Source organism: Pseudonocardia sp. P1, from assembly GCF_000178675.2.
Lineage (GTDB): Bacteria > Actinomycetota > Actinomycetes > Mycobacteriales > Pseudonocardiaceae > Pseudonocardia.
In genome coordinates this window covers 4,650,117-4,671,059 of sequence record NZ_ADUJ02000001.1, presented here as the reverse complement: position 1 = coordinate 4,671,059, position 20,943 = coordinate 4,650,117, and the positions used below count along the sequence as shown (strand labels likewise).

Annotated in this window: 20 protein-coding genes; 9 read left to right on the top strand and 11 right to left on the bottom strand. The window is 74.3% G+C overall.

Annotation, left to right across the window (positions count from 1 at the left end; all coding sequences use genetic code 11):
- Positions 1 to 172: 172 nt before the first annotated feature.
- Entirely contained in the window at positions 173 to 943 is a 771-nt protein-coding gene (locus tag PP1_RS21580) for a site-2 protease family protein (protein ID WP_010232845.1), read from the top strand.
- Here PP1_RS21580 and PP1_RS21575 read toward each other — a convergent pair.
- The 6 genes from PP1_RS21575 to PP1_RS21550 are packed head-to-tail and all read right to left on the bottom strand — an operon-like array spanning position 934 to position 6,801.
- Positions 934 to 1,476, bottom strand: a complete 543-nt coding sequence (locus PP1_RS21575) for an NUDIX hydrolase (protein WP_010232847.1) — start codon at positions 1,474 to 1,476, stop codon at positions 934 to 936. The two genes, PP1_RS21580 and PP1_RS21575, sit on opposite strands and share 10 nt — an antisense overlap.
- Positions 1,470 to 2,834, bottom strand: coding sequence for a coenzyme F420-0:L-glutamate ligase (locus PP1_RS21570; protein ID WP_075314681.1), 1,365 nt, complete (start codon positions 2,832 to 2,834; stop codon positions 1,470 to 1,472). Before PP1_RS21570 ends, PP1_RS21575 begins: the two co-directional genes overlap by 7 nt.
- Entirely contained in the window at positions 2,824 to 3,834 is a 1,011-nt protein-coding gene (gene cofD / locus PP1_RS21565) for a 2-phospho-L-lactate transferase (RefSeq protein WP_010235125.1), read from the bottom strand. Before cofD ends, PP1_RS21570 begins: the two co-directional genes overlap by 11 nt.
- A gap of 20 nt (positions 3,835 to 3,854) precedes the next feature.
- Entirely contained in the window at positions 3,855 to 4,784 is a 930-nt protein-coding gene (locus PP1_RS21560; RefSeq protein WP_010235128.1) for a DNA-3-methyladenine glycosylase family protein, read from the bottom strand.
- Between the two features lie 4 nt (positions 4,785 to 4,788).
- Complete coding sequence (locus tag PP1_RS21555) at positions 4,789 to 5,859, bottom strand: sugar phosphate nucleotidyltransferase (protein WP_010235131.1); 1,071 nt, start codon at positions 5,857 to 5,859, stop codon at positions 4,789 to 4,791.
- Between the two features lie 36 nt (positions 5,860 to 5,895).
- Positions 5,896 to 6,801: a glycosyltransferase family 2 protein gene (locus PP1_RS21550; protein ID WP_050802461.1), complete on the bottom strand. Its 906-nt coding sequence runs from the start codon at positions 6,799 to 6,801 to the stop codon at positions 5,896 to 5,898.
- Between the two features lie 392 nt (positions 6,802 to 7,193).
- Here PP1_RS21550 and PP1_RS21545 point away from each other — a divergent pair, with 392 nt between their 5' ends.
- The 3 genes from PP1_RS21545 to ilvA all read left to right on the top strand — a co-directional run bounded on the left by PP1_RS21545 (position 7,194) and on the right by ilvA (position 10,876).
- Positions 7,194 to 8,780 carry an LCP family protein gene (locus tag PP1_RS21545; RefSeq protein ID WP_249266046.1) on the top strand — a complete coding sequence of 529 codons (1,587 nt, stop codon included), beginning with the start codon at positions 7,194 to 7,196 and terminating at the stop codon, positions 8,778 to 8,780.
- 24 nt (positions 8,781 to 8,804) lie between these two features.
- Positions 8,805 to 9,551 carry a TIGR03089 family protein gene (locus PP1_RS21540; protein ID WP_010225107.1) on the top strand — a complete coding sequence of 249 codons (747 nt, stop codon included), beginning with the start codon at positions 8,805 to 8,807 and terminating at the stop codon, positions 9,549 to 9,551.
- Between the two features lie 89 nt (positions 9,552 to 9,640).
- A complete protein-coding gene (gene ilvA, locus PP1_RS21535) occupies positions 9,641 to 10,876 on the top strand; it encodes a threonine ammonia-lyase IlvA (RefSeq protein ID WP_010225108.1) in 1,236 nt (411 codons plus the stop codon).
- Between the two features lie 20 nt (positions 10,877 to 10,896).
- Here ilvA and PP1_RS21530 read toward each other — a convergent pair whose 3' ends face one another.
- Entirely contained in the window at positions 10,897 to 12,162 is a 1,266-nt protein-coding gene (locus PP1_RS21530; protein WP_010225114.1) for an HNH endonuclease, read from the bottom strand.
- 186 nt (positions 12,163 to 12,348) lie between these two features.
- On the opposite strand from PP1_RS21530, the gene PP1_RS21525 reads away from it, so the two are divergent.
- Entirely contained in the window at positions 12,349 to 12,621 is a 273-nt protein-coding gene (locus tag PP1_RS21525) for an MSMEG_0570 family nitrogen starvation response protein (protein ID WP_227012855.1), read from the top strand.
- Positions 12,622 to 12,625: 4 nt separating this feature from the next.
- On the opposite strand, the gene PP1_RS21520 is transcribed toward PP1_RS21525, so the two are convergent.
- Positions 12,626 to 13,282: a GOLPH3/VPS74 family protein gene (locus PP1_RS21520; RefSeq protein WP_010225116.1), complete on the bottom strand. Its 657-nt coding sequence runs from the start codon at positions 13,280 to 13,282 to the stop codon at positions 12,626 to 12,628.
- A gap of 216 nt (positions 13,283 to 13,498) precedes the next feature.
- Here PP1_RS21520 and PP1_RS21515 point away from each other — a divergent pair, with 216 nt between their 5' ends.
- Positions 13,499 to 14,119, top strand: a complete 621-nt coding sequence (locus PP1_RS21515; RefSeq protein ID WP_010225117.1) for a DUF3159 domain-containing protein — start codon at positions 13,499 to 13,501, stop codon at positions 14,117 to 14,119.
- 29 nt (positions 14,120 to 14,148) lie between these two features.
- The gene (locus PP1_RS21510; protein WP_010225118.1) at positions 14,149 to 16,014 is read left to right on the top strand and encodes an alpha/beta hydrolase family protein; all 1,866 of its coding nucleotides are present in this window, start codon (positions 14,149 to 14,151) and stop codon (positions 16,012 to 16,014) included.
- On the opposite strand, the gene PP1_RS21505 is transcribed toward PP1_RS21510, so the two are convergent.
- Positions 15,995 to 17,182: a benzoate/H(+) symporter BenE family transporter gene (locus tag PP1_RS21505; RefSeq protein ID WP_083697230.1), complete on the bottom strand. Its 1,188-nt coding sequence runs from the start codon at positions 17,180 to 17,182 to the stop codon at positions 15,995 to 15,997. The two genes, PP1_RS21510 and PP1_RS21505, sit on opposite strands and share 20 nt — an antisense overlap.
- 56 nt (positions 17,183 to 17,238) lie before the next feature.
- Here PP1_RS21505 and PP1_RS21500 point away from each other — a divergent pair, with 56 nt between their 5' ends.
- Positions 17,239 to 17,802, top strand: coding sequence for an XRE family transcriptional regulator (locus tag PP1_RS21500; RefSeq protein WP_010225121.1), 564 nt, complete (start codon positions 17,239 to 17,241; stop codon positions 17,800 to 17,802).
- Here the strand turns inward: PP1_RS21500 and PP1_RS21495 are convergent.
- Both PP1_RS21495 and PP1_RS21490 read right to left on the bottom strand, forming a co-directional pair.
- A complete protein-coding gene (locus tag PP1_RS21495; RefSeq protein WP_010225122.1) occupies positions 17,780 to 18,832 on the bottom strand; it encodes an alpha/beta fold hydrolase in 1,053 nt (350 codons plus the stop codon). The two genes, PP1_RS21500 and PP1_RS21495, sit on opposite strands and share 23 nt — an antisense overlap.
- Positions 18,833 to 18,955: 123 nt before the next feature.
- Positions 18,956 to 20,119, bottom strand: a complete 1,164-nt coding sequence (locus PP1_RS21490; RefSeq protein WP_033198772.1) for an acyl-CoA dehydrogenase — start codon at positions 20,117 to 20,119, stop codon at positions 18,956 to 18,958.
- Between the two features lie 51 nt (positions 20,120 to 20,170).
- Here PP1_RS21490 and PP1_RS21485 point away from each other — a divergent pair, with 51 nt between their 5' ends.
- A complete protein-coding gene (locus PP1_RS21485; RefSeq protein ID WP_010225124.1) occupies positions 20,171 to 20,863 on the top strand; it encodes a TetR family transcriptional regulator in 693 nt (230 codons plus the stop codon).
- Positions 20,864 to 20,943: the final 80 nt, after the last annotated feature.

Below are 20,943 nucleotides of genomic sequence, written 5' to 3'. Positions count from 1 at the left end.
CGCAGCATCCGCATGAAACCCTCGACGTCGTCCACTCGCCCACCTCCCCGCAATGCACCGGCGAATGACACCACTGTAAGTACAGCGCTGACGTTCGCTGCGTGCAAGCCGGCTCTGCCGAACGAGTGAAGGCCCACGCGCGGGTGTTTGGATCGTTCGGGATGATGGGTACATGCCCGCGCTCACCCGTCGTGTCAGCCCGTGGTTCCTGCTCCTCGTCGGCATCACCGTGCTCGGTGCCGTGCTGGCGGCGGCCGCGGTCCCGGTGCGGTCCGAGGCGCTGGCGATCTTCGGGATCTTCGTCGTCGTGCTCGCCGGCTGGGTCGTGTCGCTGTGCCTGCACGAGTTCGGGCACGCGATCACGGCGTACCGCGGTGGCGACACCTCGGTGGCGCTGAAGGGGTACCTCACCCTCGACGTCCGCCGGTACACCGATCCCGGGTTGTCGCTGGTCCTGCCGCTGATCATCCTGCTGATCGGGGGCCTCCCGCTGCCCGGCGGCGCGGTGTGGATCAACCAGTGGGCACTGCGCTCGCGCGGGTGGCGCACGGCGGTGTCGCTGGCGGGCCCGGCCGCGAACCTCGTGGTCGGCGCGGTGTTGATCATCACGGTCGCGCTGTTCCCGTCGCTGCCCACGCCCGTCGGCGCCGGCCTGTCCGCGCTCGCGCTGTTCCAGATCGTCGCGTTCGTGCTGAACATGCTCCCGGTGCCCGGGCTGGACGGGTGGGGCGCGATCGAGCCCTACCTGTCGGTGCCCGCGCAGCGCTTCGGTGAGCGGGTCCGGCCGTGGGCGCCGCTGGCGCTGCTGGCGGTCCTGCTGTTCGTGCCGGGGATCAGCACCTTCTTCTTCGCCGCCACCCAGATCCTGTACTCGGTGGTGGGCGGCGACTCCCAGCTCGCGGGCCAGGGGTTCCGGGCGCTCTTCTTCTGGCGCTACCTGTAGCCGGCGGTCGCCGCGGCGACCATCGCGGGGACCGTGTCGCTGCCGTCGGGCAGCGCGTCGACCGGCCACCAGCGCAGGTCGAGCGACTCGTCGCTGATCCGGGCGCGGGCACCGGCGGGCGCACGGACGAGGTACCGCACGTCGAGGTGCCGGGTGGGTACCCCGAGCGAGCAGGTGACCGGGTGGACGTCGACGTGCAGCGGCTGCCCGGCGATCTCCAGGCCCTCGATGCCGGACTCCTCGGTGGCCTCCCGCAGGGCCGCGGCGCGCAGCGAGGCGTCGCCGGGCTCGCAGTGGCCGCCGAGCTGGATCCAGCGGCCCACCCGCGGGTGCAGGGTGAGCAGCGTGCGCTCGCCCGCCGCGTCGAGCACCAGCGCGGACGCCGTCAGGTGACCGGGCACGCACGAGCGGTCGCAGGCGTCGTCCGGGCGGGCGTCCAGGAAGGCCAGCAACGCGTGCTGCAACGCCCGCTGTGCCTCGCCGGGCGGGTCCCACGCCTCCAGCTCGCGGGCCGCCGTCGCCGCAGCTACCACAGCTCCACCAGCCCGCCCGCCGGGTCACGCGGATCGCGCGGGCCGGGGGGCTCGTGCGGCACGCCCACGGCGACCGCGCCGAGCGGCACCCAGTCCGCGGGCAGGTCGAGCGCCGCACGCGCCGTGTCCGGCGCGAAGATCGTCGAGCCGACCCAGCACGACGCCAGGCCCTCCGCGGCCAGCGCCACCAGCAGCGCCTGCACCGCGGCCCCGCCGGCGACGGTGAACATGTCGCGCTCGGCGGCGTCGCGGGCGTCCGTGCCGTCGTCGGAGTAGGAGTGCATCCCCTCCCCGGTCCGGAACGCCAGCACCAGCTCCGGGGCCCGGTGCAGCAGGTCCCCGCGGGCGAGGCGGCGCTCGATCTCGTCGGCCGGGCGCCCGTCGGCGGCCAGGTCGGCCCGCCACCGCTCGCGCATCGCGTCCAGCACGGCGGCGCGGCGGCCGGGGGCGCGCAGCCACACGAACCGGAACGGGGTGCTGTGGTGCGGGGCGGGCGCGGTGAGCGCGGTGCCCACGGCCCGCCGGAGCGCGGCCGGGTCGACGGGCTCGCCGGAGAAGGCGCGGGTGCTGCGGCGCAGCAGGACCGCCTCGCGGCGGCCGCGGGCGATCGCCTCCTCCGTCCCGAGCCAGAACAGGTCGTCGGCGACGGGGCGGATCAGGTCGCGGGCGGCGCTGCCGTCGTCGTCGAGGGCCATGCCGCGCACGACGGCGACGGGCAGCGCCCCGAGCTTGCCCTTCACCAGGTCCGCCGCGGCGGCGATCTCGTCGGCGAGCGCGATCTCGGTGACCAGCAGGTCGTTGCCCTGGGCGTCGACGGCGCCGCCGTAGCGGTGCAGCACCGGGATCCCGGCGGACCCGATCGCGACGTCGGTCTGCCCGATCCGCCAGGTCCGCCCGAGCGTGTCGGTCACGACGACGCCGACGTCGACCCCGAGACGCTCCCGCAGCCCGGCGCGCAGGCCCGCGGCGCTCGCGTCGGGGTCGGCGGGCAGCAGTGCGAGCTCGTCACGGCGCACGTTGGACCCGTCGATCCCGGCGGCGGCCTGCACGATCCCGAGCTTCCCGGCGACGATGAGGGTCTTCCCGCGCCGGGCCAGGATCCGCTCGGTCTCGGCGTCGACGAGGCGGCGGCGCAGCGCGTCGCGCTCCTCGTCGTCGGTCGGGGCCGGGACGAGCCTGCCCTCCACCTTGGAGAAGACCTTCGAGGTCACGACGACGACGTCGCCGTCGCGCAGCCAGTCCGCAGCGCCGGCCAGCGCGACGGTCAGGTCGTCGCCGGGCCGGAACTCGGGCAGCCCGGGTACCGGGAGGACCTGCAGCGAGGCCGACGCGTGGTCGGGGAACGGGTCAGCCGGCACGCACACCCGCCAGGTCGAACGCGGCCCGCGCCATCGCGGCGGTGGCGTCGTGGTCGGTCATCAGCAGCGGCACCTCGCGGACGGTCGCGCCGGGCACGGTCGCCGTGTCGCCGGAGTGCACCAGCCACCCGTCGAGCAGGCCGCCCTCGCCGCGGCCGCCGTAGTGCCGGCCCACGCCCTCGGCCGAGGTCTCGACGCCGATCGCGGACAGGCAGGCGTCGGCCATCCCGCGCACCGGCCGCCCGCCGACGATCGGGGACACGCCCACGACCGGGGCGGGCGTCGCGGCCAGCACCTGGGCCACCCCGGGGACCGACACGATCGTGCCGATCGAGACGACCGGGTTCGACGGCGCGACCAGCACCACGTCGGCCTCGGCGATCGAGGCGCGGGCGTCGGGCAGGATCCCGGCCTGGTCCGCGCCGACCGAGGCGAAGCGGTGCGCCTTCGGCGCCGCCCGGTGCTTGATCCACCACTCCTGGAAGTGGATCGCGACCTGGGGCGGGGTCTCGTCGCCGTCGCCGGGCTCGGGGTTGTCGACGACGACGTGCGTCTCGACGCGGTCGTCGGAGGCGGGCAGCAGCCGCACGCCGGGCTGCCAGCGGTGGCACAGCGCCTCGGTGACCTGCGACAACGGGTATCCGGCGCGGAGCATCCGGGTGCGCACCAGGTGCGTCGCGACATCACGGTCACCGAGGCCGAACCAGGTCGGCTCCGCCTCGTAGGCCTCGAGCTCGGCCTTGACCGACCACGTCTCGTCGGACCGGCCCCAGCCCTTCTCGACGTCGATGCCGCCGCCGAGGGTGTACATGCAGGTGTCGAGGTCCGGGCAGACGCGCAGGCCGTGCAGCCAGATGTCGTCGCCGACGTTGACCACGGCGTCCACCGAGTGCGGATGATCCTCCGGGGCGGGCCCGACCGGGGGCAGCCCGAGGGCGGCCTTGACCCCTTGCAGGAAGCGGGCCCCACCGACCCCGCCGACCAGAACGGTGACCTTCACGGATCCAGACCCTACGACGGTCACATCGCGCGGTAGTCGCGCGGGGAGAAGCGGGGCCCGAACCGGGGACGCCGGACCCCGGACGCCTCGATGTAGCGGACCGCGCGCTGCCGCTGCGGCGCGTAGGGCGCGAGGACCTCGAGGAGGCCCGCGTCGTCGAGGTCGTGGCCGAGCAGCGCCCAGCCGACGGTGTTCGGGACGTGGAAGTCGCCGAAGCTGACCGCGTCGGGGTCGCCCCAGGCCCGCTGGGCGATCTCGGCGGCGGTCCAGACGCCGATCCCGCGGACCCGGCGCAGCAGCACCCGGCCCGCCTCGCCGCGCAGCCCGGCGGCGTCCTCCAGCCGGTGCGCGACGACGGCGGCGTGCAGGATCGCCGAGCGCCGCGCGTGGTCGACGCCCGCCCGGTGCCACTGCCAGACCGGGATGTCGCGCACCTGCGCGGGCGTCGGCGGCACCCGCATCCCGGCCGGGACGACCCCGGACGGCCCGGGGGCCGGGTCACCGTGGCGCCACGCCAGCTCGCGGAACGAGCGGTGCGCCTCGGTGCCGGTGACCTTCTGCTCCAGCACGGCGGGCAGCAGTGTGTCCCACACCCGCCCGGACGAGCCCAGCCGCAGCCCCGGCCGTCGGCGGACGGCGTCGGCGACGAGCGGGTGGTGCGCCTCGAACGACGACGGGTCGTCGTCGGCCCCCAGCAGCGACGGCAGCCGGTCGAGCTCCCAGGCCGCGCCCGGCCCCCAGCCGGTGGCCCGGACGGTGCCGTGCTCGCCGCCGTCCGCGCGGCGCCGGACCGCGACGGTGGCGGGGCCGTCGGGGGTCGTCGAGACCCGCCAGATCACCCCGCCGTCGCCCGCGGTGCGCCAGGTCGGGTCGCCCCGGCCCCGGCGCAGCGGGGACAGCACGCCGTACAGGTCGAGCACGAACGGCGGGCGCCACTCGCGGTCGAGCACGGCGTCACACGTCCGGGGAGAACCGGATCCCGTGCGGCGGCAGCGACACGTCCGGCCAGACCCGCATGTTGTTGCGCAGCTCGCAGTGCGCCCCGATCACCGCGCGGTCCCCGACCACGGTGTCGCGGATGCTGGCGCCCTCCTCGACGACGGCGCCCGCGCCGATCACCGAGTTCTCGACGACCGCGCCGCCGGCGACGACCGCGCCGTCGAACAGCATCGAGCCCTCGACCTTCGCGCCGGAGCCGATCCGGGCGCCGCGGCCGACGGTGGAGCCGCCGAACACGAACGCGTCGGACGCCACCTCGGCACCGTCGAGGATCATCGCCTCGCCGGTCGGCCCGGGCAGCGCCGCGGACGGTGCGACCCCGCGGACCAGGTCGGCCGAGCCGTGCACCAGGTCGCCGGGGGTGCCCATGTCCCGCCAGTACGCGACGTCGACGTGCCCCTGCACGTGCGCCCCGGAGGCGAGGAGGTCCGGGAACGTCTCGCGCTCCACCGACACCGGTCGTCCCTCGGGGATGGAGTCGATCACCTCGCGCCGGAAGACGTAGCACCCGGCGTTGATCTGGTCGGTCGGCGGGTCCTCGGTCTTCTCGAGGAACTCCAGCACGCGGCCGCTCGCGTCGGTCGGCACGCAGCCGAACGCCCGCGGGTTCTGCACCCGCACCAGGTGCAGCGTCACGTCGGCCCGCGAGTCCCGGTGGGTCGCGGCGACGGCGTTCAGGTCGGTCCCGGCCAGCACGTCCCCGTTGAAGATCATCACGTGCTCGGCGGAGAGCTTCCCGGCGACGTTGCGGATCCCGCCGCCGGTGCCCAGCGGCTCGGTCTCCGTCACGTAGGTCAGGTCCAGACCGAGCGCGGAGCCGTCACCGAAGTGCTCCTCGAAGGTCTCGGCCAGATAGCTGGTGCCCAGCACGGCCCGCCGGATCCCCGACTCGCGGATCCGGGACAGCAGGTGTGCCAGGAACGGCACCCCCGCCGTGGGCAGCATCGGCTTGGGCGCCGACAGGGTCAGTGGCCGCAGCCGGGTGCCCTTGCCCCCGACAAGTACGACCGCCTCGACGTCCTGCAACGCGGTTCCCCCTCTGGTGTTCTCGTCACGCCCGGGTCAGTTGCCGCCCCGGGACGCCAGACCCGACCGGACGGCCAGGCCCGCCCTGAACGCGGCGCGCAGCGGTGCGCGGAGCGGACCGGGGTGCCGGTCCGCGAGATAGCGGTAGGCGCTGCGGTGGTGCTCGGCGAGCATCCGCGCCGACACCTCCGGCTTGCCGGTGGACACCCCGCCGACGTGCACGACCTCCGACGAGGGTACGTAGACGTTGCGCCACCCGGCGACACCGAGGCGTTCGCCGAGGTCGACGTCCTCGAAGTACATGAAGTAGCGCGGGTCGAACCCGTCGACCGAGTCGAACGCGGCCCGCCGCAGCAGCAGGCACGAGCCGGACAGCCAGCCGGCGTCGCGCTCGGAGACGTCCTCCCGGGACCGGCGGTAGGCGACCGACCACGGGTTGCCCGGCCAGACCGGGCCGAGCGCGGCGTGCCCGGCCCCGGCCGCGAGCGACGGGACCTCGCGGGCCGACGGGTAGACCTCACCGGACGGCTCACGGATCAGCGGGCCCAGGGAGCCCGCCCGCGGGTGCCGGCGCCCGGCCTCCAGCAGCACGTCCAGCGACCCGGGGCCCCACTCCAGGTCCGGGTTCGCGACGACCACCCAGCCGAAGCGCCCGTCGAGCGAGGCGACACCACGGTTCGCGGCGGCGCCGTAGCCGACGTTCTCGCCGATCGGCAGGAACGTGACGTCGTCGCGCTCGCGGGCCGCGCGCTCCGGCGCGCCGTCGACCGAGCCGTTGTCCGCCAGCACCACCGGGACACCGGTCCGGCCGGTCGCACCGGCGAGCGAGTCGAGGAAGGTGTCGAGGGTGCGGCCCGGCGAGTAGGTCACGGTGACGACGGCGACGTCGTCGCCGTAGGTCGGTCCGTCCACCTGCACGTGCTGCTCCCCGCCGTCCTGCACGACCCGAACGCTAGCGAGACCGGGAGGCCGCCGGTCCGGCGGGACCGGCGGCGACCGCCCGTTCGCGGCCGCGAACGTCACACGCCGTGTCCGGCCACCGTACTGCGACACCTCATCCCTAACATGTCCGGGCCTCCGAGCAGGGACGATGGTGCTGGACGCAGCGTCACCCTCAAGGTGGTGCGGGGTACAGCGACCGGGCGACCGTGCCGACACGCACTCCCCGAGGGACCGCGGCGGCCCGTCCGATGCTGCACCCTGGGTCCTGCGGGGTCCTGATCATCCGGACCTGCGGGGGCTCCCGGCCGTGACGAGACGGCCTCCGGCTCCGAGAGGAACACCACCATCGACGACGGCCCCCCGGGGCCCGGACGACCCGAGGGGAGGCGCGCGTGGGCGAGCCGTGGGAGTCCCGTACCCGCCCGTCGTCGGCCGCACGGGCCGCCGCCCGCCGGGCCTCGCGCCCCCCGGCGCCCGGGAACCACCCGCCGTACCCGGCCCGATCCACCGGGCCGGACCGGCGGCCGTCCGCGGGCCGGCGCTGGCTGCGCCGGTTCCAGGTGACCGTCGCGACGCTGTCCGTGCTCACCGTGCTCGCCACCGGCGGGGTCTGGGCCCTGTACCGCGACGTGACCGGTGGCATCACCACCAGCAACCTGCTCTTCGGCGGCTCGTCCGGCGGCGAGCAGAACATCCTGCTGGTCGGCGTGGACAGCCGGACCGACGCCCAGGGCAACCCGCTGCCCGACGAGATCCTGGCCGAGCTGCGCAGCGGCGCCGAGTCGGGCGTCCTGAACTCGGACACGATCATCCTCGTCCACGTCCCGGACGACGGCGGCAGCGCGACCGCGTTCTCGATCCCGCGCGACTCCGAGGTGCAGATCCCCGGGATCGGCCGCAACAAGGTCAACGCCGCGTACCCGCAGATCAAGGCCCAGACCGCGTCCCGGCTGTCCGGCGAGGGCGTGACCGACCCGAAGCGGATCGACCAGGAGTCGTCCCAGGCCGGGCGGCAGGCGCTGATCGAGACGGTGCAGAACCTGACCGGGCTGGGCATCGACCACTACGCCGAGGTCAACCTGCTCGGCTTCTACAACCTCACCCAGGCGATCGGCGGAGTCGAGGTCTGCCTCAAGGCCCCGGTCTCCGACACCTTCTCCGGCGCCGACTTCCCGGCAGGCCCGCAGACGATCTCCGGCGGCGACGCGCTGGCGTTCGTCCGGCAGCGGCACGGGCTCGCCGGGGGCGACCTGTCCCGGATCAACCGGCAGCAGGTGTTCCTGGCCTCGGTCGCGAACAAGGTGCTGTCGTCGGGCACGCTCACCGACCCGGCGAAGCTCGGCGCGCTGATCGACGTCGTGCAGCAGGCCGTGGTCATCGACAGCGGGTGGGACATCCTCGCGTTCGCCCGGGAGGCGTCCCAGATCGCCGCCGGGAAGATGGACTTCCTGACGATCCCCACCGGCGGCCCGGAGGACTCCTCCTCCGGCGACGTCCTCAGCGTCGACCCGCAGCAGGTGCAGGACTTCGTCGCCCGGCACACCGAACCGCCCGAGGACCCCGCACCCGCCGCGGAGGAGAGCGACGCGGGCGCGGCGCCGCCGCCCACCCCCGTGGTCGCCGACGTCGGCAACGGGTCCGGCACGACCGGTCTCGCCGCGCAGGTGGCCGGGACCCTCGGGCAGAACGGCATCACCCCCGGCGCCGTCGGGAACGCGCCGGACCGGACCACCTCGGTCGTCCGCTACAGCCAGGCCGACGGCGACGCCGCGGCCCGCCGGGTCGCCGAGGCGCTCGGCGGGATCGGCGTCGAGCAGTCCGACGCCGTCGGCCAGGGCCGGGTGCAGGTGCTGATCGGCACCGACTTCGACCAGCAGGGCGGCGGCGGCTCCGCGGCCGGCGGGGGCGGAGCTCCGGCGTCGTCCGGGGCGCCGTCGACACCGCCGATCACCGCGGGCGGGGTGCCCTGCATCGACTGAGCACCCGGGTAGCGTCGGGCCACGATGACCACCGTGTTCGGCTCCGGCCTGTTCCTCACCGACGCCCTGCTCGGCCCCGCGCTCGGGGCCACCGCGGCGCGACCGCTGTTCACCCACTACGACGACGCCACCGGTGAGCGGATGGAGCTGTCGGGCACGACCACCGCGAACTGGACGGCGAAGGCGGCCAACCTGCTGCGCGACGAGTGCGACGCCGAGCCCGGGACCCGGGTCGCGGTGCTGCTGCCCGCGCACTGGCAGACCGCGGCGTCGCTGCTCGCGCTGTGGTCGTGCGGCGCGGAGCTGGTCGGGGACCCGACGTCGGCGGACCTGGTGCTCGCCGACGCGGCCCGCCTCGACGTCGCGCTCGCGGCCGGTGCCGGGACCGTCGTCGCGTTCTCCCTCGACGCGTTCGGCCGCGGCCTGACCGACCTCCCGTCCGGCACGATCGACTTCGCCTCCGAGGTCCGTGTGCACGGCGACGACTTCGTGCCGTGGGACCCGGTCGACGGTTCGGCCCCCGCCTGGGACGGCGCGACGGGCACCGAGGTCCTCGACGCCGCCCGCGCCCGCGCCGGCGAGCTGGGGATCGGCGGGGGCGCCCGGGTGCTGTCGACCGCGGCCTGGGACTCGCCGGACGGCCTGCGCGACGGGCTGCTCGCCGTCCTGGCCGGCGGGGGGTCGCTGGTGCAGGTCGTGAACCCGTCCGACGACGCCGGGGTGCTCGACCGCCGCGCGGAGACCGAGCGCTGCACGGCGCGGCTGGGCTGACGCGTCGTCCCTGGTGTGAGGGCCGATCGGGCGTCGTGAGACGCTGGTCGACCGTGAACGCCACACCCTCCCCCGCGCCCGGTACCCGGGTGAGCGCCCGGGACGTCGACGACGCGGCGGCCCGACTGCACGCCGTGATCGGCCCGACCCCGCTGCAGCTCAACCCGAGACTGTCCGACGCGCTCGGCGGCGAGGTCTGGGTCAAGCGCGAGGACCTGCAGCCGGTCCGCTCCTACAAGATCCGCGGCGCCTACAACCTGATCGCCCAGTTGCCCGAGGCCGACCGTGCCGCGGGCGTCGTGTGCGCCAGCGCGGGGAACCACGCCCAGGGCGTCGCGTTCGCCTGCCAGCGGCTCGGCGTCCGCGGGCGGGTGTACCTGCCGGGCACCACGCCGCGGCAGAAGCGCGACCGGGTCGCCCGGCTCGGCCGCGACGCCGTCGAGATCCGGGTGGTCGGCAACACCTACGACGAGGCCGCCGCAGCGGCCCGCGCCGACGCCGCCTCCACGAGTGCGACCCAGGTCCCCGCGTTCGACGACCCGCGCACCGTCGCGGGCCAGGGCACGATCGCCCGCGAGGTCCTGGCCCAGCTGGCCGACCCGCCGGACGTGCTGGTCGTGCCCGTCGGCGGCGGGGGCCTGCTCGCCGGGGCGATCACCTACCTGCGCGAGCACGCGCCGTCGACGCGGATCGTCGGCGTCGAGCCGGCGGGCGCGGCGAGCATGGCCGCCGCGGTCGGCGCGGGCGAGCCGGTGGAGCTGGACGCGCTGGACCCGTTCGTCGACGGCGCCGCGGTGCGCAAGGTCGGTGCGGCGACCTTCGAGGTGGTCCGCGACTCGGACGTCGAGCTGCTGGCCGTGCCCGAGGGCCGCATCTGTGTCGAGATGCTGGCGCTCTACCAGTCCGACGGCATCATCGCCGAGCCCGCCGGGGCGCTCTCCCCGGCCGCGCTGGACATGCTCGACATCCCGCGGAACGCGACCACGGTCTGCCTGCTCTCCGGCGGGAACAACGACGTCAGCCGCTACGCCGACATCGTCGAGCGGGCGCTGGTCTTCGAGGGCCGCAAGCACTACTTCCTCGTCGACTTCCCGCAGGAGCCCGGTGCCCTGCGACGGTTCCTCGACGACGTCCTCGGCCCGGACGACGACATCACCCTGTTCGAGTACACCAAGCGCTCCAACCGGGAGACCGGTCCGGCGCTGGTGGGCATCGAGCTCGGGGCGCCCGAGGACCTCGCCGCGCTGCTCAAGCGGATGGACGAGGCTCCGCCGCACATCGAGCCGATCCCACCGGACAGCCCGCTGTTCGGGTTCCTCCTCTGACCTCGCGGTAGCGGGGCGGCTCATCCGGGCGCCCGGTAGGTGTGCCCCGTGGGGGTCGTGGTCCGCACGCCACCGTCGGGGCCCCGCGCGACGCGCCACCCGGCCTGCTCCCGGACATGGTTGTGGAACTCGCACACACCCCTGCCGTTGTCGAGCTCGGTCGCCCCGCCCTCGGCATCCCGGTGGATGTGATCGATATGCCGCACCGGGGCATCGCAGTACGGCTCGGTGCACCGGTTCCCCGCCCGCGCCCGCACCAGGCGCGCCAGCAGCCCGGTGAAGGTGCGCTGGCGGGAGTCCCCGCCGATCACGACACCCTCGGAGGTGACCAGGCGGCGCAGGGTCTTCCTCCCCTCGCCCGTGGCCAGGAGGTCGACCGGGACCGGGCCGTGGCCGGGGACCTCCGCCGGGAGTGGCGAGTCCGGGTCCAGCAGCGCCTCGATCGGCACCACGACCTGGACCTCGACGCCCACATCGGTCGCGATCGCCTGGCCGGTGAGGCGCTCGACGAGGGTGTCGGCCATGACCTGCCCGCGGGTCCGGGTCAGGGGTGCGGGGTTCACCGACACCTCGGTGAAGGCCTTGTTCACGGCGGCGAGGCAGGCCACGCCCTGCTCGACCGGCAGATACGCGGTCAGATACGTCATCGCGTCCGGTGCCGGGCGCAGGGTCACGCGCCGCTCGGCGCGGGCGGACTCGGCGCGGGCGCGGAACTTCTCCGGCGCCACCTCGGCGGCGAACTTGCGGGCGAGGTCCTGCAACCGCCGGATCCCCAGCCGGGTCAGATCGTGGCCGGCCAGACGAACATCCACCGCGGCGCGTTCGGCGCGGTCGAGATCCGAGCAGGCGCTCACCACCGCCGCCGCCTTCAGTGCCGAGAGCTCCCCGGCGGCGAACAGCCCACGGACGTGATCGAGCCCGTCGTGCAGGTCCCGGGCCGTACTCACCCGTCGGCGGGCCTCGGTCGGTGAGACCCGGCAGGCCAACCCGACCTGCGCGACCACCCCACGTTGCAGCCGATCCGGATCCGTCCGCCCGGCGGTGATGCCGTTCTCGACATGGAGCCGGGCGAACGCGCGGACCCGGGTGGCCTGGAGCGCCGCGAGGGAGTGCTGCACGGATTCGAGCTGCTGGATCTGATCGATCAACTCCGCCTCGGACACACCGGACAGGTCGTCCTGCGCGGCCTGCTCCACCGCCAGCTGCACCAGCGCCAGATCGACCTGCGGGAACCCCGGATCCCCGGCAGGCAGGCCGGTGCGTGGAGGTTCCTGGACCGCGGTCATGAGCCAGACAGTATCCGAACATATGTTCGATCCGCTAGTAACCGTTCGCGATAGCAAACCCCTGACCAGCACGGGAGACCGCGACCCGGCACCACCACAGCAACGGCCGGACACCGAACGACCCGACGTCGCGCAGGCGCAACACCCGGGTAACGGGCGCGATCTAGCGTCGGCTCCGTGCCCGAGATGATGTTCGACGTCCGCTGGCCGGACGGCACCGAGGTCAGCTACTACTCACCGTCACTGGTCGTCGAGGAACACCTCGCGACCGGCACGGCGTACCCGGTGGCTGACTTCGTCTCCCGCAGCCGGACGTGCATGGAGATCGCCGACTCGCGGGTCCGGGCGAAGTACGGCTTCGGCTGCGCACAGTCCGCCCGCACGATGGCCCTCATCTCCGCGGCCGCACGGCGGTTCGCCCCGACCGACGAGGTGCGGGTGGAGACCTTCCGCCGGTAGCGGGTCAGCTGGTCGCCGCCGTCCGACGTGCGGCGACCGACCAGGACATCGCCGTGCGCAGCCCCGGGAGCTCCCGGTCGACCCGCTCGTTCAGCGCCCGGACGGCGGGCTTGTGCGCCCGCAGCTCCCGGCGCCGGAAGACGGTCCGGACGTACCCCTCGTCGGCGAGCACCGCCAGGACGGCGTCCCCGATCGGGACGGCGCCGGGGTCTCCCCCGCCCAGCACCGCGTCCCGCACGCGGTCCCGCAGCTCCTGCACCGGCCCGCGGTCGGGCACCTCGATCCGGCGCGCGGGGACGACGAGCAGGACGCGGCGGCGCTCCGCCGTGATCGTCCCGGTGGCAACGAGCGATTCCCGGACGGCGCGCTCGGCCGTGTGCCAGTGGTGGTCCACGACGCCGAACCAACGGCGCGGACGGTCCGGCCGGACGGAGTCGAGCACCTCGGCGAGGAACGGGTCGAGCCCGCCCGGCACCGGCCCCGGGGCGCGCTCCGCCTTCCCGTCCCGGTCGCGGAGCAGGCCGGCGATGCGCAGGTCGGCGACGGCGGCGGCACGCAGCAGCGACCCCCGCACCAGCGCGCTGTCGTCGTCCAGCCTGGACTTCGCGGGCACGTGGCTGAGCAGGTACAGCTCGTGGGGCAGCGGAAGCGTCGGGGACATGCCGGGCTCCTCCGGGTCGCGGACTCGGGCGGTCGCGACACAGCAGACACCCGGCCGTTGCGGCACGGTCCAGACGTCGGACGGTGACCCGGGACACGCCGACACCCGGCAGTTCCCGGCTCGCCGGTGATGTGGGTCACGTACACCGGCTCCGGCTTGAGTGTGCCGTAACGGCAGGGCCTTTCCTTGTCACCACACCCCGACCGAGGAGTAATCGTGACCACGGACGAGCACACCGACCGCAGCAAGCCGACCCTGCTCGACCAGATGGGTGGCCCCGCCGGCTTCGTCTACTCGACGATCCCCGTGGTCGTCTTCGTGACGGCCAACGCGTTCCTGTCCCTGCCGCTGACGATCGGGATCTCGGTCGCGGTGGGGCTGGGCCTGTTCGCGTTCCGGATGGTCCGCGGCGAGAAGTTCGCGTCCGCGATCGGGAGCCTGCTCGGCGTCGCCGTCGCAGCGGGGCTCGTCGCCTGGACCGGCAACGCACGGGACTTCTTCGTGATCGGCATCTGGGCCTCGCTGGCCGGATTCGTCGTCACGCTCGGGTCGCTGCTGGCCCGCCGCCCGCTGACCGGTGTCATCTGGAACGCCGTGCACGGCGGGAAGCACGCCTGGCGGGAGAACCGCACCGTGCTGCGCGCCCACGACCTCGCGACCGCCGCCGCCGTGCTCGTGTTCGGGTCGCGCTTCGCGATCCAGCAGTGGCTCTACGTCGCCGAGGAGACCGGTGGGCTGGGCATCGCCCGGGTCGTCATGGGCACCCCGCTGACCATCCTCGCGGCGCTCGTCGTGGTGTGGGCGTTCCGCCGCAGCAGCAAGGCACTCCTGCACTGAGTCCCGCACCACCGACGAAGGAGCCCGCCATGGCCCTGCCCGACCGGATCGCCGTCGCGGACATGCTGCGCCCGCCGGAGCGCACCGCGGCCACGATCTCCCCGGACGGCACCCGCATCGCCTACCTCGCCCCCTGGAAGGGCCGGCTGAACGTCTGGGTGTCCGACGTCGACGGCGGCACCGAACCGCGTTGCGTCACCGCCGACGAGACCCGCACCGTCCAGCGCTACCACTGGAGCGACGACCCGCGCTGGCTGCTCTACCTGCAGGACGACGGTGGCGACGAGAACTGGCACGTCCACCGGGTCGACCTCGACGACGCCGACGCCCCCGCCGTCGACCTCACCCCGTACCCCGGGGCGACGGCGGTGGGCCTGGAGCTGCGGCCCGGCCGCCCCGGGCGGGCGGTCCTGCAGCTCAACGCCCGCGTCCCCACCGAGTTCGACCTGTGCGAGCTCGACATCGCCTCCGGGGAGCTGACGGTGCTCGCCGAGAGCCCCGGCCCCGGCTCCGGGTGGCTGCTCGCCGGCGACACGCTGCTGCGCGAGACCCTGACCGCGGACGGCACCGCCGAGATCTGGCGCGACGACGAGCGGATCGCCACGTTCGACGGCGACGCCTACCCGGTCGGCGTCTTCCCGAACGAACCCACGCCGGACGGCACCGGCCTCTGGTTCGGCTCCTACCGGGGCACCGACCACCTGCACCTCGCCCGGCTGGACCTGCGCACCGGCGAGGAGACCGAGGTCGACCGGCACCCGTCGTGCGACGTCGACACCCGCTCCCAGGTCTTCCCGAACCTGCCGTCGCCACTGATCCGAGACCGCGGCACCGGGGAGCTGCTCGGCGTGCGCTACCTCGGCATGCGCCAGCACACCCGCGCGCTCGACCCGCGGTTCGCCGAGGTGCTCGCCGCGCTGGAGGACCTCTCCGACGGCGACCTCTCCGCCGTCTCCGGCGACGTCGGCGGCGACCGCTGGGTCGCCACGTTCCTGCACGACCGCGACCCGCAGACCTGGTTCTACGACCACGCCACCGGCGAGCGACGGCTGCTGTTCCACACCCGCGGGGACCTCGACCCGGACACGCTGGCCCCCATGACCCCGGTGACGGTCACCGCCCGGGACGGGCGGGAGCTGCCGTCGTACCTGACCCTGCCCGTCGGCGTCGCACCGGCCGGGCTGCCGCTGGTCCTGATGCCGCACGGCGGGCCGTGGGCCCGGGACTGGTGGGGGCTCGACGCGAGCGTCCAGCTGTGGGCCAACCGCGGCTACGCGGTGCTGCAGCCGCAGTTCCGCGGCTCCGCGGGCTTCGGGCGCGCACACATGGAGGCCGGTGTCGGCGAGCTCGCCGGCGCGATGCACGACGACCTGATCGACGCCGTCGACTGGGCGGTGGCTCAGGGGTACGCCGATCCCGGCCGGATCGCGATGTTCGGCGGGTCCTACGGCGGCTACGCCACGCTCGTCGGCGTCTCCTTCACCCCGGACCGGTTCGCCGCGGCCGTCTCCTACGTCGGCATCTCGAACCTGGCGAACTTCATGCGCACCGTTCCCGAGTTCGCGAAGCCGGGTCTGGTCAACAACTGGTACCGCTACGTCGGCGACCCCGCGGACCCGGAGCAGGAGGCGGACATGCTGGCCCGCTCGCCGATCACCCGGGCCGACGACATCCGCACCCCGCTGATGGTCGTGCAGGGCGCGAACGACGTCCGCGTCGTGCGGGCCGAGTCGGACACGATGGTCGCCGCGCTCCGCGGGCGCGGGGTCGACGTCGAGTACCTGGTGTTCGACGACGAGGGCCACTTCATCGTCGATCCCGAGAACCTGCTGACGATGTTCGAGACGGCGGACCGGTTCCTCGCCGAGCACCTGGCTACCGGCCGTCGCCCGTAGCGGTGGCGGGTTCCCGGGGGCGCAGCACGGCGTGCAGCACCAGCCCGGCGACCAGCCCCCAGAACGCCGCCCCGATCCCGGCGACGACCGTGCCCGACGCCGCGACCAGGAACGTCGCGATCGGCGGCACCCGGGCCACCGGATCCGTCCGGGTCGTGGTCAGCGCCGAGGCGAGCGCGGCGGCGAACGTCCCGAGCAGCGCCAGCCCCGCCACCGCCTCGATCACCCCGGGCGGGGCGGCGGTGACCAGCGCCGCGAGGGTCGTCGCGACCGGTGCGAGCAGCAGCGACGTCCAGCCCGTGGCCTGCGCGGCGATCCAGCGCCGGGCGGGATCGGGGTGGGCCTCCGGCGAGGCGGGCAGCGCGGCGGTGATCGCGGCGAGGTTGACGGCGTGCCCGCCGGTCGGCGCCCCGGCGACGGTCCCGGCGCCGGTCAGCACCATCGCGTACCGCCACGGCACCTCGTAGCCCGCGGCGGACATCACCGCGACGCCCGGGACGTTCTGCGACGCCATCGTCACCACGTACAGCGGCAGCGCGACACCGACGACGGCCGCCACCTCGAAGGACGGCGCCGTGACCGCCAGGGCCGGGAGCTGCAGCCAGGCGGTCCCGTCCGCCGTCGCCACCACGATCACCAGCGCGAGCGAGAACGCGGCCGGCGAGGCCCAGCGCGGCGCGTACCGCTGCAGCACCACCCACACGACGACGATCGGCGCCACCAGGAGGGGCCGCTCCACCAGCGACCGCGCGGGCGCCAGGCACAGCGGCAGCAGCACCCCCGCCAGCATCGCCTGCGCGAGCGGCGCGGGGATCGCCCCGACCAGCCGTCCGAGCCGGCCCCACAATCCGGTCAGCACGATCAGCACGCCGGTCACGAGGAACGCCCCGACGACGGCGGGCCAGCCCCCGGCGACCGGCCCGGCCGAGGCGAGCAGCGCCGCACCGGGGGTCGACCAGGCCACGGTCAGCGGGCGGCGGAACCGGCGGCTGAGCCAGACGGTGCCCACGCCCTGCAGCAGGGTGAGCACGACCAGCCCGGACGCGGCCTGCCCCGGGTCCGCGCCCGCGCCGCGCAGCCCGGCGAGGACCACCGCGAAGGAGCTGGTGAAGCCGACGACGGCGGTGACGATCCCGACCGGCACGGGCCGGATCCACGAGCGTTCCACGAACAGAACCCTACGCGAGACGTTCCGTATACAGAACGGTCGCTAGGCTCCCCGGTGTGGAGGACGCAGCACTGCGGGCCGCGGTCGGGGAACGGCTGCGGTCCGCCCGCACCGCGCACGGCCTGTCGGTCGGGGCACTCGCCGCGCGGGCCGGGATCGGCAAGGGCTCGCTGTCCGAGCTCGAGAACGGCTCCCGCAACCCGACCCTGTCGACCCTCTACGCGCTGGCGAACACCCTCGGGCTGCCGGTGTCGCACCTGCTCGCCGAGACGGTCGGCGCCGAGGTGGGTGCGCCCGGGATCGGCACCCGGCTGCTGGAGACCCGCACCGACGACGAGGGCACCGTCGAGGTCTACCTGCTGACGCTGCGACCGGGCACCGTGCACGTCTCGGCCGCGCACGGCCCGCACGTCGTCGAGCACCTGCTGGTCACCCGCGGGACCGCCCGCGCGGGCCGTTCCGGGGAGGAGGCCGACCTGCCGGCCGGAGCCGGGACGGCGTGGACCAGCGACGTCGAGCACACCTACACCGCGCTCGGCGAGCACCCCGCGGAGGCCGTCCTCGTCATCCGCACCGGGCCGCACCCAGGTGAAACCCTCAGGTCCGCGCCGGCTCCTTGAGCAGGTCGCGGATGCAGGCGTCGATCTGTTCACGCTCCCGGGCACCGAAGCAGAACATCGCGAAGTGCGCCCACAGGCTGTCCACGATCCGGAACTGGCTGTCCGGGATCATCCGCTGCTCGGCCTCGCAGTCCCCGGGCGGGAAGAACATGTCCCGGGAGAACGGGACGACCATCGTCCGGGCAGTGATCCGCCCGAGCGCCGCCGCGAGGTCGCCGCCGGTGTGCCGGGACACGTCACCGTGGCGCCACTTCCAGCCCATCCAGATCAGGTTGTTGGGGTCCATGGGGGCGAAGTACGCCTCCCAGAACCCCTGCACGAAGTCCTCCACCGAGCTGAAGCCGAGACCCCGCCAGGCCTCGGCGGAGTAGAACTCCGGGCACAGCCCCATCACCGACCACAGCTCGGCGTGCCGCCGCATTCCCACGTGCACGTCGGCCGGGTCGGCGTAGAACCCGCCGTCCCAGGCGGGATCGGACTTCCACGCGTTCTCGTGCGCGCGGACCCACAGGGCGTCGTGCGGGGTGGTCCGGGCGGTGCCGGCGAACGGCAGCGCCCGCCGGACCATCTCCGGGTGGCACACCGCCCACTCGTAGGTCTGCTCGGCGCCCATCGACCAGCCGAGCACGAGCTCCAGCCGCTCGACGCCGAACCGCTCGGTGAGCAGCCGGTGCTGGGCCCGGACGTCGTCGCCGATGGTCACGTGCGGGAAAGCACCCGCGCCGAACGGGGCCGGGGTGTTGCTCGGGGAGGACGAGAACCCGTTGCAGAACTGGCCGGGGAACACGATGAAGTACCGGTTCGGGTCGAGCGGCCGGTCCTCCCCGACGAACATCTCCATCGACTTCGACGTGCCCGACCACATGTGCGGGAAGAGCACCACGTTGTCGCGGGCCTCGTTCAGCGTGCCGAGGGTCTTGTAGGCGAGCCGGGCCCCGGGCAGCGTGACGCCCCGCTCCAGCGCGAAGTGCCCCAGGTCGAAGTACTCGTGGGGGCCGTGCAGCTCCTCGGTGTAGTACTCCGTCGCCATCCGACCCTCCTCCATGGGGAGGGCCGCACCGCGGTCCCCCGCTCACACCGGTGTGCCATCAGACCGGTGCGGCGGGTCCCGCCTCAAGCGTCATAGTGATGAGTCCCGGTGTCGCCGGGGAGCTCACTTCAGCAGGCTGCGTGCCATGACCATGCGCTGGATCTGGTTGGTGCCCTCGTAGATCTGGGTGATCTTCGCGTCGCGCATCATCCGCTCGACCGGGAAGTCACGGGTGTAGCCCGCCCCGCCGAGCAGCTGGACGGCGTCGGTCGTCACCGACATCGCGGTGTCGGAGGCGAAGCACTTCGCGGCCGACGAGACGAAGCCGAGGTCCGGCTCGTTCCGCTCGGCGCGGGAGGCGGCCACGTAGCAGAGCTGGCGGGCCGCCTCGACCTTCATCGCCATGTCGGCCAGCATGAACTGCAGGCCCTGGAACTCGGCGAGCGCCTGGCCGAACTGCCTGCGCTCCTTGAGGTAGCGGGTCGCGACGTCGAGCGCGCCCTGGGCGATGCCGACGGCCTGCGACCCGATCGTCGGACGGGTGTGGTCGAGGGTGCGCAGCGCGGTCTTGAAGCCGGTGCCCTCGGCCCCGATGATCCGGTCGCCGGGGATCCGGCAGTCCTCGAAGTGGATCTCGCGGGTGGGCGAGCCGTGGATGCCGAGCTTGCGCTCCTTCGACCCGACGACGAACCCCGGGTCGTCGGCGTGGATCACGAACGCGGAGATCCCGTTCGCCTTCTTCTCGGGGTCGGTCACCGCCATCACGGTGTACCAGGTCGACTCGCCGGCGTTGCTGATCCAGCACTTGGTGCCGTTGAGGATCCAGTCGTCGCCGTCGCGGCGGGCGCGGGTCTTCATCGACGCGGCGTCGGACCCGGCCTCCCGCTCGGACAGCGCGTAGCTGACCATCGCCTCGCCCGCGGCGACCGACGGCAGCACCTGCTTCTTCAGCTCGTCCGACGCCGACAGCAGGATCGGGGTGAGCCCGAGTCCGTTCACGCCGGGGATGAGCGACGACGACGCGCAGACCCGCGCGACCTCCTCGATCACGATGCAGCCGGCCAGCTCGTCGGCGCCCTGGCCGCCGTACTCCTCCGGGATGATCACGGCGTGGAAGCCGGCCCGGACCAGCGCGTCCCGGGCCTCGGACGGGTACCGGCCCTCCTCGTCGACCTCGGCCGCGTACGGCGCGATCTCCTTGTCCGCCAGGTCCCGCACCGCGTCGCGCAGGGCCTGGTGCTCGTCGCTGAGCCGGTAGCTGTCGAAGTCGCTGTTCACGACGCTCATGCTAACGGCACTCCGTGCCACCGGGCAATGTCCCTTGCTACCCTCCGTGCCATGACGATCAGCACGCGTCGCGGGCGTTCCGCCGAGGGGCGCGCCGAGGTCCGGCGCGATCTGGTCGCCGCCGCGGCGCAGCTGTTCACCGAGCGCGGCTACGACGAGACGACCGTCGACGACATCGCTGCGGCGGCAGGGGTCGGCCGCCGGACGTTCTTCCGGTACTTCCGCGGCAAGGAGGACGCGCTCTCGCCCGACCACGAGCGCGGCCTCGCCCGGATCTCCGAGGTGTTCGACGGCGCGCACCCCGACGAGCCGCTGCCGTCGCTGGCACTGCGTGCCGCGGAGACCGTGTTCGACCTCTACACCGACGACTCCCGGGTGGCCCGGCTGCGGTTCGCCCTCGTCGGGTCGGTGGAGGCGCTGCGCGACCGGGAGGCGGCCTCGGTGCACCACTACCGCCGCCTGTTCACCCGGGAGCTCACCGCGCGGCTGACCGGCCGTCCCGACGGCGAGCTGCGGGCCGCGGTGACGGCGGCGGCGCTGGTCGCGGCGCACAACCAGGCGTTGCGCCGGTGGCTGGCCCTCGGCGCCCGCGGGGCCGACCTCCCGGACTGCGTGGACCACTTCCGCAAGGTGGCGACGATGCTGCCGCTGGAGACGGACCGCGCGGCCGAGCCGGACCTGGAGGACGTGACCCGCCGGCTGGAACGGGCGGCACGGGCGCTGGAGCGCGGTCGCGAGCCCTGATCCGGGCCCGGACGTGCGTGATCCCCGGGCCGCACCGGGCGGTGCGCGCAGCCGAACCGGACAAGGCTCGGGCCCGGGGA